This is a genomic window from Sphingomonas aerolata, assembly GCF_023935825.1.
Lineage (GTDB): Bacteria > Pseudomonadota > Alphaproteobacteria > Sphingomonadales > Sphingomonadaceae > Sphingomonas > Sphingomonas aerolata.
This window is the reverse complement of record NZ_CP098762.1, coordinates 216,824-233,041: the sequence shown is the minus strand read 5'-3', so window position 1 is coordinate 233,041 and position 16,218 is coordinate 216,824. Positions and strand designations below refer to the sequence as shown.

The 16,218-nt window shown below is 66.7% G+C and carries 17 protein-coding genes; 7 read left to right on the top strand and 10 right to left on the bottom strand.

The genetic code is table 11. The features are described 5' to 3' along the window. Positions 1–11: 11 nt before the first annotated feature. The 8 genes from NEF64_RS01060 to NEF64_RS01025 are packed head-to-tail and all read right to left on the bottom strand — an operon-like array spanning position 12 to position 7,041. Positions 12–857 carry a sugar phosphate isomerase/epimerase family protein gene (locus tag NEF64_RS01060; RefSeq protein WP_056406586.1) on the bottom strand — a complete coding sequence of 282 codons (846 nt, stop codon included), beginning with the start codon at positions 855–857 and terminating at the stop codon, positions 12–14. Then, positions 854–1,429, bottom strand: a complete 576-nt coding sequence (locus tag NEF64_RS01055; protein WP_056406584.1) for a gluconate 2-dehydrogenase subunit 3 family protein — start codon at positions 1,427–1,429, stop codon at positions 854–856. The genes NEF64_RS01060 and NEF64_RS01055 overlap by 4 nt, the downstream gene beginning before the upstream one ends. Next, positions 1,426–2,241 carry a 3-keto-disaccharide hydrolase gene (locus NEF64_RS01050; RefSeq protein WP_056407363.1) on the bottom strand — a complete coding sequence of 272 codons (816 nt, stop codon included), beginning with the start codon at positions 2,239–2,241 and terminating at the stop codon, positions 1,426–1,428. The genes NEF64_RS01055 and NEF64_RS01050 overlap by 4 nt, the downstream gene beginning before the upstream one ends. 11 nt (positions 2,242–2,252) lie before the next feature. Next, positions 2,253–3,179 carry a hydroxypyruvate isomerase family protein gene (locus NEF64_RS01045; protein WP_056406582.1) on the bottom strand — a complete coding sequence of 309 codons (927 nt, stop codon included), beginning with the start codon at positions 3,177–3,179 and terminating at the stop codon, positions 2,253–2,255. 13 nt (positions 3,180–3,192) lie between these two features. Continuing rightward, on the bottom strand, positions 3,193–3,582 hold the full coding sequence (locus NEF64_RS01040) for a c-type cytochrome (protein WP_082446874.1): 390 nt from the start codon (positions 3,580–3,582) through the stop codon (positions 3,193–3,195). Further along, a complete protein-coding gene (locus NEF64_RS01035) occupies positions 3,579–4,721 on the bottom strand; it encodes a Gfo/Idh/MocA family protein (protein WP_056406580.1) in 1,143 nt (380 codons plus the stop codon). Before NEF64_RS01035 ends, NEF64_RS01040 begins: the two co-directional genes overlap by 4 nt. Continuing rightward, on the bottom strand, positions 4,718–5,782 hold the full coding sequence (locus tag NEF64_RS01030; protein ID WP_056406578.1) for a sugar phosphate isomerase/epimerase family protein: 1,065 nt from the start codon (positions 5,780–5,782) through the stop codon (positions 4,718–4,720). The genes NEF64_RS01035 and NEF64_RS01030 overlap by 4 nt, the downstream gene beginning before the upstream one ends. Continuing rightward, positions 5,779–7,041: an MFS transporter gene (locus tag NEF64_RS01025; RefSeq protein WP_082446873.1), complete on the bottom strand. Its 1,263-nt coding sequence runs from the start codon at positions 7,039–7,041 to the stop codon at positions 5,779–5,781. Before NEF64_RS01025 ends, NEF64_RS01030 begins: the two co-directional genes overlap by 4 nt. Before the next feature lie 124 nt (positions 7,042–7,165). On the opposite strand from NEF64_RS01025, the gene NEF64_RS01020 reads away from it, so the two are divergent. From NEF64_RS01020 to NEF64_RS01010, 3 genes are all read left to right on the top strand, one after another. Then, positions 7,166–8,173 (top strand): LacI family DNA-binding transcriptional regulator, encoded by a 1,008-nt coding sequence (locus NEF64_RS01020; protein ID WP_056406576.1) that lies wholly within the window; start codon positions 7,166–7,168, stop codon positions 8,171–8,173. Between the two features lie 145 nt (positions 8,174–8,318). Beyond that, positions 8,319–8,477 (top strand): hypothetical protein, encoded by a 159-nt coding sequence (locus NEF64_RS01015; RefSeq protein ID WP_156360360.1) that lies wholly within the window; start codon positions 8,319–8,321, stop codon positions 8,475–8,477. 204 nt (positions 8,478–8,681) lie between these two features. Next, positions 8,682–9,278 carry a sugar transferase gene (locus NEF64_RS01010; RefSeq protein WP_252574541.1) on the top strand — a complete coding sequence of 199 codons (597 nt, stop codon included), beginning with the start codon at positions 8,682–8,684 and terminating at the stop codon, positions 9,276–9,278. On the opposite strand, the gene NEF64_RS01005 is transcribed toward NEF64_RS01010, so the two are convergent. Continuing rightward, positions 9,272–10,360: a glycosyltransferase family 4 protein gene (locus NEF64_RS01005; protein WP_162235394.1), complete on the bottom strand. Its 1,089-nt coding sequence runs from the start codon at positions 10,358–10,360 to the stop codon at positions 9,272–9,274. The genes NEF64_RS01010 and NEF64_RS01005 overlap by 7 nt on opposite strands. Positions 10,361–10,608: 248 nt before the next feature. On the opposite strand from NEF64_RS01005, the gene NEF64_RS01000 reads away from it, so the two are divergent. From NEF64_RS01000 to NEF64_RS00985, 4 genes are read left to right on the top strand one after another with little or no spacing between them, the layout of a single operon-like run. Continuing rightward, on the top strand, positions 10,609–11,481 hold the full coding sequence (locus NEF64_RS01000; RefSeq protein ID WP_056406573.1) for a glycosyltransferase family 2 protein: 873 nt from the start codon (positions 10,609–10,611) through the stop codon (positions 11,479–11,481). Continuing rightward, positions 11,478–12,572, top strand: a complete 1,095-nt coding sequence (locus NEF64_RS00995) for a glycosyltransferase family 4 protein (RefSeq protein WP_056406572.1) — start codon at positions 11,478–11,480, stop codon at positions 12,570–12,572. Before NEF64_RS01000 ends, NEF64_RS00995 begins: the two co-directional genes overlap by 4 nt. Continuing rightward, positions 12,565–13,719, top strand: a complete 1,155-nt coding sequence (locus tag NEF64_RS00990; RefSeq protein ID WP_159043493.1) for an acyltransferase family protein — start codon at positions 12,565–12,567, stop codon at positions 13,717–13,719. Before NEF64_RS00995 ends, NEF64_RS00990 begins: the two co-directional genes overlap by 8 nt. Then, positions 13,716–15,212, top strand: a complete 1,497-nt coding sequence (locus NEF64_RS00985) for a lipopolysaccharide biosynthesis protein (RefSeq protein WP_056406565.1) — start codon at positions 13,716–13,718, stop codon at positions 15,210–15,212. The genes NEF64_RS00990 and NEF64_RS00985 overlap by 4 nt, the downstream gene beginning before the upstream one ends. A 48-nt stretch (positions 15,213–15,260) precedes the next feature. On the opposite strand, the gene NEF64_RS00980 is transcribed toward NEF64_RS00985, so the two are convergent. Beyond that, positions 15,261–16,211 (bottom strand): glycosyltransferase family 32 protein, encoded by a 951-nt coding sequence (locus NEF64_RS00980; protein WP_235516387.1) that lies wholly within the window; start codon positions 16,209–16,211, stop codon positions 15,261–15,263. Between the last annotated feature and the right edge of the window lie 7 nt (positions 16,212–16,218).

Sequence of the window (16,218 nt, the reverse complement as noted above, 5' to 3'; positions counted from 1 at the left end):
TCCTGTCTCGATCAGAAGCGCAGTGCGCGCAGCGTCCGGAAGCTGGTGGTGATGTCGGGCAGATAGGGCGCGGGCGCCTGGTCGTTCTCGACGTAGAAATGCTGCACGCCGGCGCCCGACTTGCGCTTGAACAGCGCGGCAAAGTCGAGCGTGCCCTGGCCGACCGCGGTCATGCTGCGATCGGGCCGCATGTCCTTGACGTGATAGGCGTAGAGGCGGGTGGACAGCCGGTCGATCAGCGCCGCGGGATCCTCGCCCGCATGCGCCGCCCAGTAGATGTCGAGCTCAAGCTTGACGAGCGCAGGATCGGTTTCCTTGAGCAGTCGGTCGTACAGGCTGACCCCGCCGGGCCGGATCGTGAATTCGAAATCATGATTGTGATAGGCAAAGCCGAACCCCGCCGACTTCAGCTGCGTCGCGAAGCGGTTGAAATTGGGGAGCGCGGCGTTCCAGCCCTGTTCGTTGCGATGCTCGTCGGTCATGTACGGCAGCACGACGGTCTTCGCGCCGAGCGTCCTCGCCATCGCCACCGACGGTTCGAACCGCTGAAACAGCGCGTCATAGCCGATATGCACCGAGGGTGCGGTCAAGCCGAGCCGGTCCATGGTCTTGCGCAGCAGCGCATGATCCATCGTCTCGTACCCGCCGCCGCCGAATTCGACCTCGCGGTAGCCGATCCGCGCAACCGCCTCGAGCGTGGCGACGGGGTCCTTCGCGAACAGCTCGCGCACGGTATAAAGCTGCAGGCCGATCGCCTTGAGCTGTGCGGCGGAGGCGGGGGAGATCGAGCGATCGACCAGCGCGAGCGCCGCCACCGCACCGGTGCCCGTAAGCAGGGTTCTACGGCTGAGGATCATGAGGAATACACCTTGTTGACCTGGGAATAGGGGAAGGCACCGTTATATTCGCCGGGGACTGGCAGATATTCGCGTTCCTGCGTGATGCCGATTTCGGACGTGTAATAGCCGGTGATGACGAGCTGCCGGAACGCGGTGAAGAACGCGCCGCCCGACGGCAGGCCGTCGTTCATCGCCAGGGTGAGCAGTGCGTCGTGCTGTGCCGCAGTCGCCCGGGCGCCGGCGACCTTGTAGTCCTGCAGACAGCGCGCCTCGATCGCGTCGAGCCCGGCGATGATCGGCACGCGGTCCTCAGGCCGGGCCCAGTCGGCCAGCAGCTTTTCGATAAAGGCCGGGACGTCCGCCGCGATCGCGCCGGGGGTATCGGTGGTCGGCAGGACGCGCTCGCTGAGCGCGGTCATCAGTGCACGTTGTGCAGGCGTGAAGACCGGCGCGCTCGGTGGCCCTTCGCTGATCGGCGGGATACCGGCCACCGGCTGCTGTGCGAGCCCGGCCGCGCGCGCGATCGGGGCATAGAGCGCTGCGCCGAACATGCCGGCGACACCGGCCAGCGCGGTTCTGCGATCGATCATTTACCGTCCTTTCCAAGGTCCTGCGCGATTGCCGCATCGGTTAGCGGGCGGATCCAGATGTTGCGGAACGCCACGGGGGAATCATGGTCCTGCAGCTGGATCGGCGCCGCATCGGGATGCGCGGTATAGCGTGCGACATGGCGCCAGTTGGTCGTGCCGAGCATCGCCTGGTGGTTCTGGACGAGCACGCCGTTGAGCAAAGCGGTCACGTAAGCCGGCCGAACCAGACTGCCGTCGGCGGCAAAGCGCGGCCGCTCGAACACGATGTCGTAGGTCTGCCATTCGCCCGGTTTGCGCGCTGGGTTCACCAGCGGTGGCTTCCAGCCATAGACCCCGCCCACCGTGCCATCGGCATAGGTCGGGTTCCGATAGCCGTCTAGGATCTGCAGCTCGTAGCGCTGCATGAACCAGATGCCGCTGTTGCCGCGGTCCTGCGAGCTCTTGGTCGGCGGATTGGGCGAGCGGAATTCGAGATGCATCTGCACGTCGCCGAAGCTCTGTTTCGAGACGAGATTGTTCTCGCCGCCGCTTTTTGCACGCGACGGGATTATCAGCGCACCGTTCTCGATCGGCCAGGCGATGCGATCGGGCTTCCACGCATCGAGCGAACGGCCGTCGAACAGCACGATCGCGTCGGCGGGCGGACCGCCGGGGGCGGCGGCGGGCGCGACGGCGATGGGCGCAGGGCGGTCGGCGTCGTGGACACGCCATTGGCCGCCGGGCAGCATCGGCGTGTCCGTGAATCCCGGCTTGTCCTGCGCGGCAACGGACCCCGTTGTCGTCAGCACCATCGCCGCGACGACCCCCGCCATCACATAGTTCGTCATGCTCTTCCCCCCCATGCCGCGTCGATCGCGCGGTAGGCGGCGATCAGGCGATCCTCGCCTGCGCGTCCCGCCACCGAATTGCCGTGTTCCATGCCGATCACCCCCGCATAGCGCCGGCCGCGCAGCCAGCGGACGATCGCGGCATAGTTGATCTCGCCCGTCATCGGCTCGTTGCGGCCCGGATTATCGCCGAACTGGAGATAGCCGATCTCGCTCCAGCAGGCGTCGAGCGTGGGGATCAGATTCCCCGACTGGATCTGCTCATGGTAGAGGTCGGCGAGGATCTTGACCGCGGGGCTGTTCGCGCCGCGGGCGACCGCATAGCCCTGCGCGATCGTCTGCATATAGACGCCGGGATGGTTGGTGCGCGTGTTGAGCGGCTCCATCACCATCGCGATGCCGTGCGGCGCGACGATATCGCCGGCCCGTCGCATGACGTCGATCACGCGCGCCGTCTGGATCTCGACGGGCAGTTTCGGGTCCATGAAGCCGGTGACCACGGTCATCCGGTTTGCGTTCAGCCGCTTGGCGACCGCGATCGACGCGCGGATATCGGCAAGGAACCCCTCGCGCTCGGCGTCGTCATTCGCGCCGAGCAAGGGCCGCGACTTGGCCCATTTGGGCATGCTCGCGACGAAGACACCCATCGTCATGCCGCGCTGCGACAGCGCCTTGGCCATCCGCTCCTGGTCGGCGACGGGGCGGGCCGCGGCCTCATTGTCCTCCCAAGCGGTGAAGCCCTGGTCGGCAGCGAAGGCGATCTGCTCGATCAGTCCGCCGCGGCTCGCAAAGCTGCCCTCATGCGGCGCATAGCCGAGCGAGAAGCGGGCGGCGTTCGTGCCGCGGCGCTGCGCGGCGATCCCCGCGGGGAGCAGCGACGCCGCGGCGCCGGCCGCGATCAGCGTGCGGCGGGAGAGCGTCATCGCCGGATCCGTCTCATTTCGCGCCCGCCGCCTTCAGATAGGCGATGATCGCGGCGCGCTTTGCGGGATCCGGGGTGGCGATCGGCATGCGCGATCCGGGCACCTTCTTCGACGGGGCCGCGAGATATTCGCTCAGCGTCGCGTCGTCCCAGCGCAGCTTCGACGCCTTCAGCGCAGGCGAATAATTGAACCCCGGCGACGCGGCGGCGGCACGGCCGACCACGCCGTGAAGATTGGGGCCGATACCGTTGCGCCCGCCCTTGTCGACCGTATGGCAGGCCCGGCAGGCGGCAAAGGCCGGGGGCGCCGCGGCGGGCGTCGTCTGGGCGCTGGTCGGCGCGCAGACGGCCATGAGGGCCGCCGCGCCGATGCCGGCCGCGCCAAGCCCGATGAAGAATTTCATTCCGTCTCTCCAGGATAGAGCGGCGACCATTTGCGGTCCGATGCCGCGTTGGCGATCACCGCCTCGATAAACCGCATCGTGCGAAGCCCGTCGACGACGCCGGGGAACCAGCGTCCGCCCTCGCCGCGGACGGTTGCCGCAAAGGCGCGATACAGATTGGCGAACGCCTCGATATAGCCTTCGGGATGGCCCGACGGGGTCCGCGTCAGCGCGGCGACACCGGGCTGCAGCGCGGGGCCGCCGGTGCGGACGATCTCGGCCGGGCGGTCGAGCCAGCGCATGACGAGCGTGTTCGGCTCCATCTGTGCCCATTCGAGCCCGCCTCGCTCGCCATAGACTCGCAGCGTCAGCGCATTTTCTTCGCCGGCCGCGACCTGGCTCGCCTTCAGCATGCCGCGCGCACCGCCCTCGAACCGCAGCATCGCGCTGACATCGTCGTCGAGCCGGCGGCCTGGCACGTGCGTCGTCAGATCCGCCGAGACTGCCTCGACCCGCAGCGCGCAGACATGTTCGGCGAGGTGGAAGGCATGCGTGCCGATATCGCCGAGACAGCCGCCCAGCCCGGCACGGGCCGGGTCGGTCCGCCACTCGGCCTGGCGGTTGCCGTCACCATCGATCGGCAAACTGAGCCAGCCCTGCAGATATTCGACCTGGACGAGGCGGATCGCGCCAAGATCGCCGCGTGCGACGCGTGCGCGCGCCTCCTCGATCATCGGATAGCCGCTATAGGTAAAGGCGAGCGCGAAATGCCGGCCGCTGGTCTTGGCGGCGGCAGCGATCGCCTCCGATTCGGCGACGCTCATCGCCATCGGCTTTTCGCACAACACGTCGAAGCCCGCGTCGAGCGCGGCGATCGCCATCGGCGCGTGGAGATGGTTGGGCGTGACGACCGCGACCGCCTGCGCGCGGATGTCCGCGGGCAGCGCGCTTTCGCCGGCGATCATCGCCTCGAACGACGCATAGACGCGTGCCGGGGCGAGCCCGAGCTGTGTGCCGGTACGCGTGTTGCGGCCGGCATCGGTACTGAACGCACCCGCGACGAGGTCCCAGTCGCCGTCGAGCGCGGCGGCCATCCGGTGGACCGCGCCGATGAACGCGCCCTCGCCGCCGCCGACCATCGCGAGCCGCAGCCGGGTCATGCGCAGTCCTCCGCCAGTCCCAGGATCGCACGGATCGATGCGCGATCGATCCCGCTGGCGGCGAAATCGTCGAACGGGCGCTCGGTCAGGCGGATGATGTGATCACGGATGAACGGTGCGCCCTCGCGCGCGCCGTCCTCGGCCCGCTTGAGCGCGCACTCCCATTCAAGCACCGCCCAGCCGGCAAAGCCATATTGCGCCATCTTGCTGAAGATTGCGGAGAAATCGACCTGTCCGTCGCCGAGCGAACGGAACCGGCCGGCGCGGTCAACCCAGCTTTCATACCCGCCATAGACGCCCGATCGGCCGGTCGGGTTGAACTCGGCATCCTTGACGTGAAAGCAGGATATCCGGTCGTGATAGCGGTCGATGAAGTCGAGATAGTCGAGCTGTTGCAGCACGAAATGCGACGGGTCGAACAGGAGGCGCGCGCGCGGATGGTTGTCGACCGCGGCAAGGAAGCGTTCCCAGGACGCGCCGTCATGGAGGTCCTCGCCCGGATGCACCTCGAACGCGCAGTCGACGCCGGCCTCCGCGAACACGTCGAGGATCGGGGTCCAGCGGCGCGCGAGCTCGGCGAACGCCTCCTCGATCAGCCCGGCCGGGCGTTGCGGCCAGGGATAGACATAGGGCCAGGCAAGCGCGCCCGAAAAGGTCGCATGCGCGGACAGGCCGAGATTGGCGCTCGCACGCGCGGCCAGCTTGACCTGTTCGACCGCCCATTGCTGGCGCTCGGCGGGCTTGCCGTGCAGCTCGGGCGGGGCGAACCCGTCGAACAGCGCGTCATAGGCAGGGTGGACCGCGACGAGCTGGCCCTGGAGATGGGTCGACAGCTCGGTGATCGCGATGCCGTGCTCGGCGAGCCGGCCGCGGAGATCGTCGCAATAGGTCTTGCTCTCGGCGGCCAGCGACAGGTCGATCAGCTGCGACGTGCAGGGGATCTGCACCCCGACATAGCCAAGTCCGGCAGCCCATTGCGCGAGCCCGTCGAGCGTGTCGAACGGCGGCTCGGTGCCGAGAAACTGGGCGAGAAAGATGGCTGGTCCGCGCAGTCCGGTCATGCTGCAATCTCCCGTCGGGTATCGTCGCGAAACAGGATCTGGAACAGCAGCGCGATCACGGCGGCGGCGATCGCGGGATACCACCACATATGCTGCCAGTCGGCGATGGTCGGCGCGGCGGGCAGCTGCGCATAGAGCATCGCGCCGATCTGCGACCCGAGCAGCATGCCGACGCCATAGGTGAACAGCGTCAGCATCCCCTGCGCCTGCGCGTTCACCCCCTTGGGCGTCGCGATCGTGCCGGTGTAGATCGCGCCCGCGACGAAGAAGAAGTCATAGCAGACGCCGTGCAACGCGACGCCGAGATAGACCGCCCAGAGGCTCGACCCGCCGTCGCCGATCGCGAACAGCGCGTAGCGCGCCGCCCAGGCGATCATCCCGACCAGTAGCAACGGCTTCACGCCGAACCGGCGGTAGAGCCACGGCATCGAGAACATGAAGACCAGTTCGGACATCTGCCCGATCGCGAGCGTGCCGCCGACATTGGTGATGCCGGTCGCGCCGACATAGGGCGAGGCATAGGCATAATACATGGCGAGCGGGATCGAGATCAGCGTCGCGCAGGTCATGAAGATCAGGAACGACCGCTGGCGGAGCAGACCGAAGGCCTCGACGCACAGGACCTGGCGCAGCACGCTTTCGTCACGCGGCGCGTCGGAGGCGACATTTGGCAGCGTGAAGCTGTAGAGCCCGAGTGCGATCGAGACGACCGCTGCGACGCGGAAGATCTGCGGGCTCGCGGACAGGCCCGCCCAGCCGATGATCAGCCCCGCGGTGATCCAGCCGAGCGTTCCGAACGCGCGCACGAACGGGAAATTGTCGGTCCGATCGCCAAAGCTCTTGAGTGCGATCGTGTTGGCGAGGCCCACGGTCGGCATGTAGAGGATCATGTAGCCGAGCAGCAGCCAGACGAAGCTGGCGCCGCGTTCGGGCGTCACGAATGACGGCAGCACGAACAGGATTGCGCCGCCGACGAGATGGAGGATGACCATCAGCATCTTCGGACTGACATAGCGCGCCGCCGCCATGCCGAGCAGGAACGAGCCGACGATCGACGCGATCGGACCGACCGAAAAGGCATTGCCGATCAGGTTGCCGATCCCGACGGTCTGCATCGCCAGCCCGAGCGTGACGTTCCACGCACCCCAGACGAAAAACTGCATGAACATCAGCGCACTGAGGCGCGCGGTGAGCATGCCGCCCGTCGCGGTGTCGACACCGCGCAAGGGGGCCGTTCCCAGATCGTCCGCTACCGCCATTCGCCACCTCTCAACCGCAGTTTTGCTGCTTGTCTGACATAAGGCTAGGTCGGCGAAGCATCGATGTAAAGGATTACATCGGTTATCGGTCGACAGCGGCAGCGCCCGGATCCATGACCCGGCGATGCCGACGATCATCGAAGTGGCCGCGATGGCTGGCGTCTCCACCGCAACGGTGTCGCGCGTGCTCAGCCGACCGGACCAGGTGTCCGAAAAGACCCGGCTGCGTGTGCTCGCGATTGTCCGGTCGTCGGGCTACGCCCCCAATGTCGCCGCGCGCAGCCTGCGCACGCTGCGCGCCGCCAAGATATTGCTGACGGTCCCCGACATCTCGAACCCGTTCTTCGCCAGCGTCATCCGCGGCGCGGAGGAGGCGGCGCGCGACGCGGGCTATTCGGTCGTCGTCGGCGACACGCGGCATGATTCCGCGGTCGAGGATCAATATGCCGACATGCTGTCGCGTCGCGAAGTCGACGGGCTGATCTTCCTCGGCCACCGCCTGCCCGACAGCCTGGCGTCGCTGCTCGCGCGGGAGGGGGGCGCCGCACCGATCGTCAATGGCTGTGAATATAGCGCGGATCTCGGCGTCCCCAGCGTCCATATCGACAATGCGGCAGCGAGCGCGGAGGCGATCGCGCATCTCGCCGATCTCGGCCACCGGGCGATCGGCGTCGTCACCGGCCCCGAGATCAGTCCGATCAGCCGCGACCGTCTGACGGGTGCGCTGCGGGCGGCCGAGCTGCACGGTCTGCGCGACGCGCTGCACGTCGAGATCGGCGATTATTCCGCGGGGTCGGCGTTCGTGGCCACGCGTGCGCTGCTCGCTGCCGGGGTGACGGCGATCTTCTGCTTCAGCGACGAGATGGCGCTGGGGGCGCTGAGCGCGATCGGCGAGGCGGGACTGTCCTGTCCGCGCGACGTGTCGGTCATGGGGTTCGACGATCTTCCGCTCGCACGCTATTTCCAGCCCGCGCTGACCACCATCGCGCAACCCAAGGGGATGATCGGCCAGCGCACCGTCGAGCTGCTCGTCGACATACTGCGCGGCGTCGAATGCCCGCGGCGGCAGACGACGCTCGCGCATACGCTCGTGGTGCGTGGCAGCACAGCCGCGCCGCGCACCGACCGCTAAGGCGCGCGCGCGGCACCGTCCGACGGGCCGCCCGCACCGTCGCTGAGGCCGCGTCCCGCCAAGCGCGCGCGCCGGATGTCGTCGACCGTGCCTCGGCCCCGGCGGACCGCCGCGCCTGCCCGACCCTCGACCATTCTCAGAAAATATGAAGTTTCAGCAGGCGCTTAATGGTGCGGCCCGTCAAAACTATCATGAAGGCAGCGGGACTCATCTATTAGATGCTTACAATATGTTCGGTATTATGTTTGCCGATGAAGTCTATAGAATGATTGTAGATATTCAGAAAACAAGATTGTATTATTAGATCGAGACTCGGGAAGAGCGATATTTATACAATTACATTGCCTTATTGAATGCAACATAGAGGGAAGGTTTGTGTTGCATCGCAAAATAACAAATGCGCTTTGCTATCACCGTGGGGGGTTTTGTGGCGACACGCGGGGAAATTCTTCAATATGGCGCTGAGCGCAGCCCGGCACCGCCAGCCATTTCTGTCGAACGGCGCCTCATGCGGCTTTTCGACATTCTGCTCGCGCTCGTTGCCCTGCTTTTCTTTGCGCCGCTGCTCCTCGTCATCGCCGCGGCCGTTTATGTCAGTGACCCCGGGGCGATCCTGTTTGCGCAGCGCCGCATCGGCTATGGCGGCGCCTATTTCCGGTGCTTCAAGTTCCGCTCGATGGCGGTCAACGCGGAGGCGCTGCTCGCCGATCTGCTGGTGTCCGACCCGCAGGCCCGGCTCGAATGGGAATTGAGCCACAAGCTCAAGGAGGATCCGCGCGTCACTCGCGTCGGCAGCTTCCTGCGCAAGAGCAGCCTGGATGAATTGCCCCAGCTGTTCAACGTGTTGCGCGGAGAGATGAGCATTGTCGGGCCAAGGCCGATCGTCGAGGCGGAAAAGCGGCGCTACGGCCGGTATTTCGAGCATTACTGCATGTCGCGTCCGGGGATTACGGGGCTGTGGCAGATCAGCGGCCGCAGCGATGTCTCCTATCAGCGCCGGGTCGCGTTCGACGTCGCCTATTGCCGGTCGCAGTCGCTGTCGCTCTATCTCAGGATCATCCTGATGACCGCACCCGCGGTCCTGATGGCCAAGGGGTCCTACTGACCCGGTTGCGCGGTCTGGAGATCGAAGATCGCGGCGAGGATGGTTCGCGCCTGTTCGCGCCAGGAATATCGGCTCGCCTGTGCCAGCCCGCGACCCGCGAGCAGCCGCGCATAACCGGGATCGTCGAGCACCGAGACCACCGTACGGTGGATCGAGTCGTGATCATAGGGATCGCAATAGGCCGCTGCATCGCCGCACCGCTCGCGCATCGACGGGATATCGGAGGCCACCACCGGGCAGGCGAAATGCATCGCCTCGAGCGGGGGGAGGGGGGAGGCTTCGTAGAAGGACGGGAATAACAGGCACCGCGCGTTGCGGTACAGATCGCCGAGCCGGCCGAGATCCTCGACCTGACCCTCGAGGCGGATCAGATGTTTGACGTCGTCGGGAATGCTGACGGGGAGCGGCGACAGAAATGCGCCGGACGATCCGACCAGCACGAGCGGGATGCCGCGTTCGCGCGCCATCGCGATGCCGACCGCCAGCACCCCCGCGATGTTCTTGCGATGCGACAGCGAGCCGACATAGAGGATATAATCGCCCCGGGACGCCTCGATATCGGGCGGCGGGGCCGCACGCGCGTCGCAGCCGGCCCGCCAGCCACCATTCTGCGCGACGATCAGGCGGTGACGTGCGCCCGGCACCAGGCTGGTGAACATTGCCTTTTCTGTTTCGGACACCGTCACGATCGGATCCGCGCGGCGCAACAGGAACGGCAGCATGAACGCATGGCCGAGCTTGTAATGACGGCGATAGGCATCGGGAAACAGCCGATAGGACAGATCGTGGATCATCAACGCGACCGGCTTGCGGCCGAGCAACGTCACAATTGGTGCGGTATTGCCGAGGCACAGCAGACGTCCGCCCTTCACATGGCGGGGCAGCACGAACTGTTCCCAGACATGGCCATGCGCGTGACGCGTCCGTTCCACCTGCGTCGCGCGCAGATTGAGATCGCCGATATCGGCATCGGCTTCGCACACCAGGCGGACGCGCAGCGGCACGTCGCCGTTCGCAACGAGGTGATCGATCTCGCGTGTAATTTCACGTGCAACGCGTTGAACGCCGGTCGTGGGCTGCATCAAGAAGCGCCCGTTGATGACCAATTCCCGCAGCTGGTCCGTCATTATTATCCCCGAACCAAAAGACATGTCGTCCGCGACTAACATCATCATTATGAAAATAAAGTATTTCTATTTTATCAAATTGTACAAAAGATTTTCCAAGCCGTAATAGTAAGCGACATGCTTGCTATGAATAGAAGGTACGTTACAAGACAAGTCGTCAAGCAGCTATGCTGGATATTGCTTGGGGGCGAATAGTGGCTTTGATGTATGTCGTCGTGGCCACGGTCGGTCGGGCGTCACTGACGCGTCGAACGATCGATCTGCTGGAACGACAGACGCGACGGCCCGATCGGGTGATCGTCGTGTCGGTCTCGCCGCAGGACGTCGAGGGTGTCGCGGAAAGCCCGGTGCAGCCCGAGATCGTGTTCGCCGGACGTGGCCTGTGCCGGCAGCGCAACGCGGCGCTCGACATGATCGGCGACGCGGCGGCGTTCGTCACCTTCTTCGATGATGATTTTGTCCCCGCGCCCGACTATCTCGAAATGGTCGAGCGCGTGTTCGAAAGCGATCCCGCGATTGTCGGGATCACCGGCGACCTGCTCGCCGACGGCATCAATTCGAGCGGGCTGAGCGTCGAGGCCGCGTTGGCGATCGTCGCGGCGCGTGCCACCAGCCCCGATCCCCACGCTGATCCCGTGTTGCGCGACCGTCAGGCGCTCTATGGCTGCAACATGGCGATCCGCCTGAGTGCCGCGACCGGACTGCGTTTCGACGAGGCGCTGCCGCTTTATGGCTGGCAGGAGGATATCGATTTCACGACGCAGATCGGACGACGCGGCCGACTGGTTTCGTCCGCGTCGATCACCGGTGTACACATGGGCGTGAAGTCCGGCCGCACGCCGGGCAAGAAGCTCGGCTATTCGCAGATCGCGAACATCGTCTATCTGAAGCGGAAGGGTACGATGCAGCCGCGGCTGGGCGAACGGCTGATGACCGCGAACGTCATCGCGAATCTGGTGCGCAGCCTGTGGCCCGAGGCGCATGTCGATCGGCGCGGGCGTTTGTGGGGCAATGTCCTGGCCTTTGCCGACCTAACCCGCGGCAAGCTCGATCCCCGCAAGATCGAGCGGATGTGAGCAGCACCGCGACGCCGATCTATTTCAACGGCAAATTCTATGCGGGCGGGATGAACGGGGTGCACCGCGTGTCCGATCGCCTCATCCGCGAAGTCGACGCGTTGCTCGCCGCGATGCCGCCCGAACGTCGCCCGCCGGCCCGCCTGCTGATACCCGCGCGGCGGCAATGGCAGCCCGTGCTGCGCGCGATCGAACTCGTCGAGCAGGCGGACGGCGATACGCAGCGATGGGAGCAGCTCGTCCTGCCCGCGCGCGCGGCCGACGGCGTGCTGGTCAACCTCGCCAACCTCGCGCCGATCCGGCATCGTCGCAAGATCCTGCTGATCCACGACGCGCAGTTCCTCTTTCCCGACAGCTCCTATCCATGGCGGCAGCGCGTCGGATACCGGCTGCTCGTGCCGCGCATGGCGCGCAGCAGCGCGGCCGTCCTCACCGTGTCGGCCTATTCCCGGCAGATGCTCGACCTGCTCGGCGTGGTCGATCGGCGGATGACCGAAGTCCTCCACAACGGCGTCGACCATATTCTCGACGGCGAGTCCGACCGCGACGCGCTGGCGCGACTGGGGCTCACCGCGGGGCGCTATGTGCTCCTGTTCGGCAGCCCCAAGGCTTATAAGAACAACCACGTCGTGTTCGAGGCCTTTGCCGATGGCGCGCTGGCGCCGTTGCAGCTCGTCGTGGTCGGCGCGGATCGCGCAGCGCTCGACGCGGCTGGCCTGACGCCGCCGCCCGACGCGCTGTTCGTCGGCCGCTGCGACGATGCGACGCTGCGCGCGCTCTATATGGACGCGCATGCGCAGGTCTTTCCGTCGCGCACCGAAGGCTTCGGGCTCCCGCCGCTCGAGGCGATGCTGTGCGGTTGCCCGGCGATCGTCGCGCCGGCGGGCGCGATTCCGGAAATGTGCCGCGATGCGGTCCTCTATGCCGATGTCGACGATCCGGCGGGGTGGCGGCAGGCCATCGCCGCGCTGGCCGACCCGGTCGTCCGGTCGGCGAAGCGCGCCGCCGGTTATGACCGCGCCGCGACGTTCCGGTGGGACTCGGCGGGACGGCAGTTGCTGGACGTTATCGAGCGTGTCGCGCGTGACTGACCGCACCGCCACGCGCGCCTGCGCGCCTGCGGGGTCGGGGCCCGACCGAAGCGATCGTGGCCTGATACGCCAGCGCCCGCATTATGCAGCGCTCGACGGGCTGCGCGGGCTGGCGGCGATCTCGGTCCTGCTCTTCCATCTCGGCCATTGGCAGGGTCATCCCTGGCTGGCGGCGAATGCGGGGCTCGCGGTCGATTTCTTCTTTTGTCTCAGTGGCTATGTGCTGTCGGTAGCGTATCGCGAGACGCTCGATCAGGGGATGGCGACGCGGACGTTCGCGGCCCTGCGGCTCGTCCGGCTGATGCCGCTCGTCATTCTCGGCACGCTGATCTCCGCCGCCTATCTCGCCGCGCGCATTGTCCTGCTGCACGATTCCACCATCAGCGTCGCCGAACTTGCGCGCGCGACCGGGTTCGGATTGCTGTGCCTGCCGATGCTCGACGCGAGCCGGGCGATCGGCGGGCCACAGGTCTTTCCGCTCAACGGCCCGCAATATACGCTGTTTCTCGAAATCGTCGTCAACATCGCCTGGGCGGCGCTGCGCCGGATCGACGGGATGGGGAGCGCGCTGGCGATCGTTGTGGCGGGATATGCGCTGATGGCGCTGGTCGGGATAGGCGGGGACGAGGCCGCGAGCTTCTGGACCGGCCTGCCCCGCGTGTTCGGGGCCTTTTACGCCGGGGTCGGGCTCTATCATGCGCAATCGCGGTTCGCGCTGATCCGCAATGCGCGGTGGCGGTTCCTGTTCTGGCCGCTGCTCGGGCTCAGCGCGCTGCTCTTCTACTGGCCTCAGGGCCTGTCCTTCTGGGTCGGATGGAGCTGGTCGCTGATCGTCTCGCCGCTGCTGGTGCTCAGCGGGGCGCATGTCGTGCTGCGCGGCCGGGTGGCGCGGGCATCGGCGGTGCTGGGGGCGCTCTCGTTCCCCGTCTATGCGCTGCATTATCCGATCTTCGTCTGGATCAATGCGGCCTATCAGGCGATCCTCGGCAGCAGGAGCTTTGCGGTCGGCACCGGGCTGGCGCTGCCCGGCGTGCTGATCGCAAGCTGGCTGATCCTGCGGTGGTGGGACGAACCGGTGCGCGGTGCCATGACGGCGTGGTTGCGCACCCGCGCGCCGCAACGCGTCGCGAACGGCGTTCTGAGATGACGCAGGCGGCCCCCATTGCCGGACGCACCACCGCAGGTGCCGCGTGGCTTATCGCCTCGCGGTTCCTGGCCCGGCTGATCGACTTCGCCAGCCTCCTGCTGCTTGCCAACTATCTGGTGCCGCAGGATTTCGGGCTCGTCGCGATCGCGATGACGCTGGTCCGGATCGTCGAGGCGGTCTTCGAACTGCCCGTGGGTCAGGTGCTCGTCCGCGCCGAGGCGATCAGCCGGCCGATGCTGGAGACCGCGTTCACGCTCAGCGTGATGCGCAGTGCCGTGCTCGCGGTGGGTCTGGCCTTGCTCGCGATACCCTTTGGCTATTTCTACGGCGACCCGCGGCTCGTCCCGCTGATCTGCTTCATCGCGCTCGCCCCCGCGCTGCGCGGCCTCGTCAGTCCGAAGATGGCGCAATATGCCAAGGATATCAGTTTCCACCGCGATCTGATCATCGAGGTCGGCGGCCGCGGCTGCGCCTTTGTCGCGGCCGCGGCATGCGCGATCCTGACGCGCAGCTACTGGGCGATCGCTGCGGGAACGGTCGTCGCCCCCGCCTTCATGGTGCTGGCCTCCTACTGGTTCGCCCCCTTCCGCCCGCGCTTCGGACTCGGGCGCTGGCGCGAATTCGCCGACCTGCTCGGATGGACGACCGCCGCGCAGGCCGTGACCGCGATCAACTGGCAGATCGACCGGCTGGTGCTCGGCTTCACCGTCTCGCGCGCGCAACTGGGGACGTTCTCGCTCGCCAGCGACCTTGCCAGCCTGCCCGACCAGGCGGTGCTCAAGCCGACGATCCGGCCGCTGCTGGCGGCCTTCTCGATGGTGCGACACGATCCCGAACGCCTGCGCGAGGCCTATCTGCGAACGACCAGCACGATCGTCAGCGCCGTCCTTCCCGTCCTCGTCGCGATCAGCATCCTCGCGCAGCCGGTCGTCGCCTTTGCGCTCGGGTCGAAATGGCAACCGGCGTCGCCGCTGCTGCAATGGCTGGTGCTCGCGATGATCCCGACGCTGTTCGCCGCCGCACTCGCGCCGCTCGCCATGGCGCTGGGTCAGACCGCGATCTTCTTCCGGCAGAGCCTGTGCGAATTGTGCATCAAGGTGCCTGCGACGATCCTCGGCGCGCTGTATTTTGGCGTCGCCGGCGCGATCGCCGCGCGGGCGGGATCGTCCCTCGTCATGGGCATCGTGTCCGCGGCCTATGTCCGGAGCCTGATCGGCGTGCCGCTCGGCGTACAGCTCGTCCGGCCGTGGCGGGCCTTTGCCGCATCCGCGGTGATGGCCGCGCTGTTGCTCGCGCTGCGCCCCTGGCTGCAGACGCTGACCGGGTTCGACCGCGGGCTCGGGCTCGTCGGTGCCGGGGCGGGGGGGATGATGCTGTATCTCGTCGTGCTGATGCTGGTCTGGCAGGCCAGCGGCCGCCCGCGAGGGATCGAGACGGTCGCCGCGGACCGGTTTCACCGGCTCGTGTCACGGCGTACGCGCGGGGTCGCCTGACCCCCGCGGTCCGCCCCCTCGCGCGGGGCGGGTCACAGCAGGCCGCAGTTACCAGGAATGACTCCAATAGGTGACGACCGCGGCGTCCGGAAAGAGGGTGCGGCCGACCTCGATCGGCAGGATGCGGCGGTCGGTGCGCAACCGGTTGCACAGCCGCTTGTGGAACATATTGGTCCAGTCGAGCGGATACCAGTTCCGCCCGTCGAGCAGCGTCGGCCGTGCATAGCGCAGCCGGGTGCGCTGTCGCTCGGTAAGCTTGGCGAGGAGGGGGGCGAGCAGCGCCATGACCGCGGCTTCGTCGAGCGCGACGAACGCATCATAGGCCTGTTTCAGCAGCACCGGGCCGGTCATCGTCTCCGGCCCGGCGGCGATCCGTGCGGCGGCATCCGGGATGCGCTCCGCCGCCTCGATCATGCAGTGGATCGCGAACAGCCAGAAGATCTGTGACGGCCGGGATGCCATGATCGCGTTGGGGATGGCGTGCGCGAAATCGGGATTGCCCCCCATGCGACACAGCACGACCGCGCCGGTCGACGCGCTGGGCCGGATCGGGCGCAGGCATTCGGTATCCATGTCGGCGTACAGACCGCCGAATTCGAGCAGGAAGAAGAACCGCACGGCATCCGCGCGGAAGATCTCCTGCGGATAGCTGTCATAGACCGGCAGCGCCCAGGCGAACCGATCGGCGATGAAGGCGCGGTTGTCGGCGTCGTCCCAAAGCAGCACGCGACAGTCGGGGTTGGTGTCGACGAAGGTCTGCCGCCAGTGGCGGTAATTGCCGGGAATCACCGACCTGCTTTTCCACGTCTGGAAGATCACGGGGGGAAAGTCGTCCGGATCCGCGTTGTCGAGCGTGACCACGTCATTGCGATAGCTGCCCGCAACGGGATCGTCGGACACCACAGGCGTAACGGCCGCGCGATCGCGTGCGTCGTCGCGCAGAAACCGCGCGATGCGCCAGGCGGAATCATCACGCAGCGAGTGCACGACGCGTTTCACTCGCAGA

What these genes read in the sequence shown, in the direction of transcription:
- NEF64_RS01060 (WP_056406586.1), bottom strand. Translation starts at nt 857, where the DNA reads ATGATCCTCAGCCGTAGAACCCTGCTTACGGGCACCGGTGCGGTGGCG.
- NEF64_RS01055 (WP_056406584.1), bottom strand. Translation starts at nt 1,429, where the DNA reads ATGATCGATCGCAGAACCGCGCTGGCCGGTGTCGCCGGCATGTTCGGC.
- NEF64_RS01050 (WP_056407363.1), bottom strand. Translation starts at nt 2,241, where the DNA reads ATGGCGGGGGTCGTCGCGGCGATGGTGCTGACGACAACGGGGTCCGTT.
- NEF64_RS01045 (WP_056406582.1), bottom strand. Translation starts at nt 3,179, where the DNA reads ATGACGCTCTCCCGCCGCACGCTGATCGCGGCCGGCGCCGCGGCGTCG.
- NEF64_RS01040 (WP_082446874.1), bottom strand. Translation starts at nt 3,582, where the DNA reads ATGAAATTCTTCATCGGGCTTGGCGCGGCCGGCATCGGCGCGGCGGCC.
- NEF64_RS01035 (WP_056406580.1), bottom strand. Translation starts at nt 4,721, where the DNA reads ATGACCCGGCTGCGGCTCGCGATGGTCGGCGGCGGCGAGGGCGCGTTC.
- NEF64_RS01030 (WP_056406578.1), bottom strand. Translation starts at nt 5,782, where the DNA reads ATGACCGGACTGCGCGGACCAGCCATCTTTCTCGCCCAGTTTCTCGGC.
- NEF64_RS01025 (WP_082446873.1), bottom strand. Translation starts at nt 7,041, where the DNA reads ATGGCGGTAGCGGACGATCTGGGAACGGCCCCCTTGCGCGGTGTCGAC.
- NEF64_RS01020 (WP_056406576.1), top strand. Translation starts at nt 7,166, where the DNA reads ATGCCGACGATCATCGAAGTGGCCGCGATGGCTGGCGTCTCCACCGCA.
- NEF64_RS01015 (WP_156360360.1), top strand. Translation starts at nt 8,319, where the DNA reads ATGAAGTTTCAGCAGGCGCTTAATGGTGCGGCCCGTCAAAACTATCAT.
- NEF64_RS01010 (WP_252574541.1), top strand. Translation starts at nt 8,682, where the DNA reads ATGCGGCTTTTCGACATTCTGCTCGCGCTCGTTGCCCTGCTTTTCTTT.
- NEF64_RS01005 (WP_162235394.1), bottom strand. Translation starts at nt 10,360, where the DNA reads ATGCAGCCCACGACCGGCGTTCAACGCGTTGCACGTGAAATTACACGC.
- NEF64_RS01000 (WP_056406573.1), top strand. Translation starts at nt 10,609, where the DNA reads ATGTATGTCGTCGTGGCCACGGTCGGTCGGGCGTCACTGACGCGTCGA.
- NEF64_RS00985 (WP_056406565.1), top strand. Translation starts at nt 13,716, where the DNA reads ATGACGCAGGCGGCCCCCATTGCCGGACGCACCACCGCAGGTGCCGCG.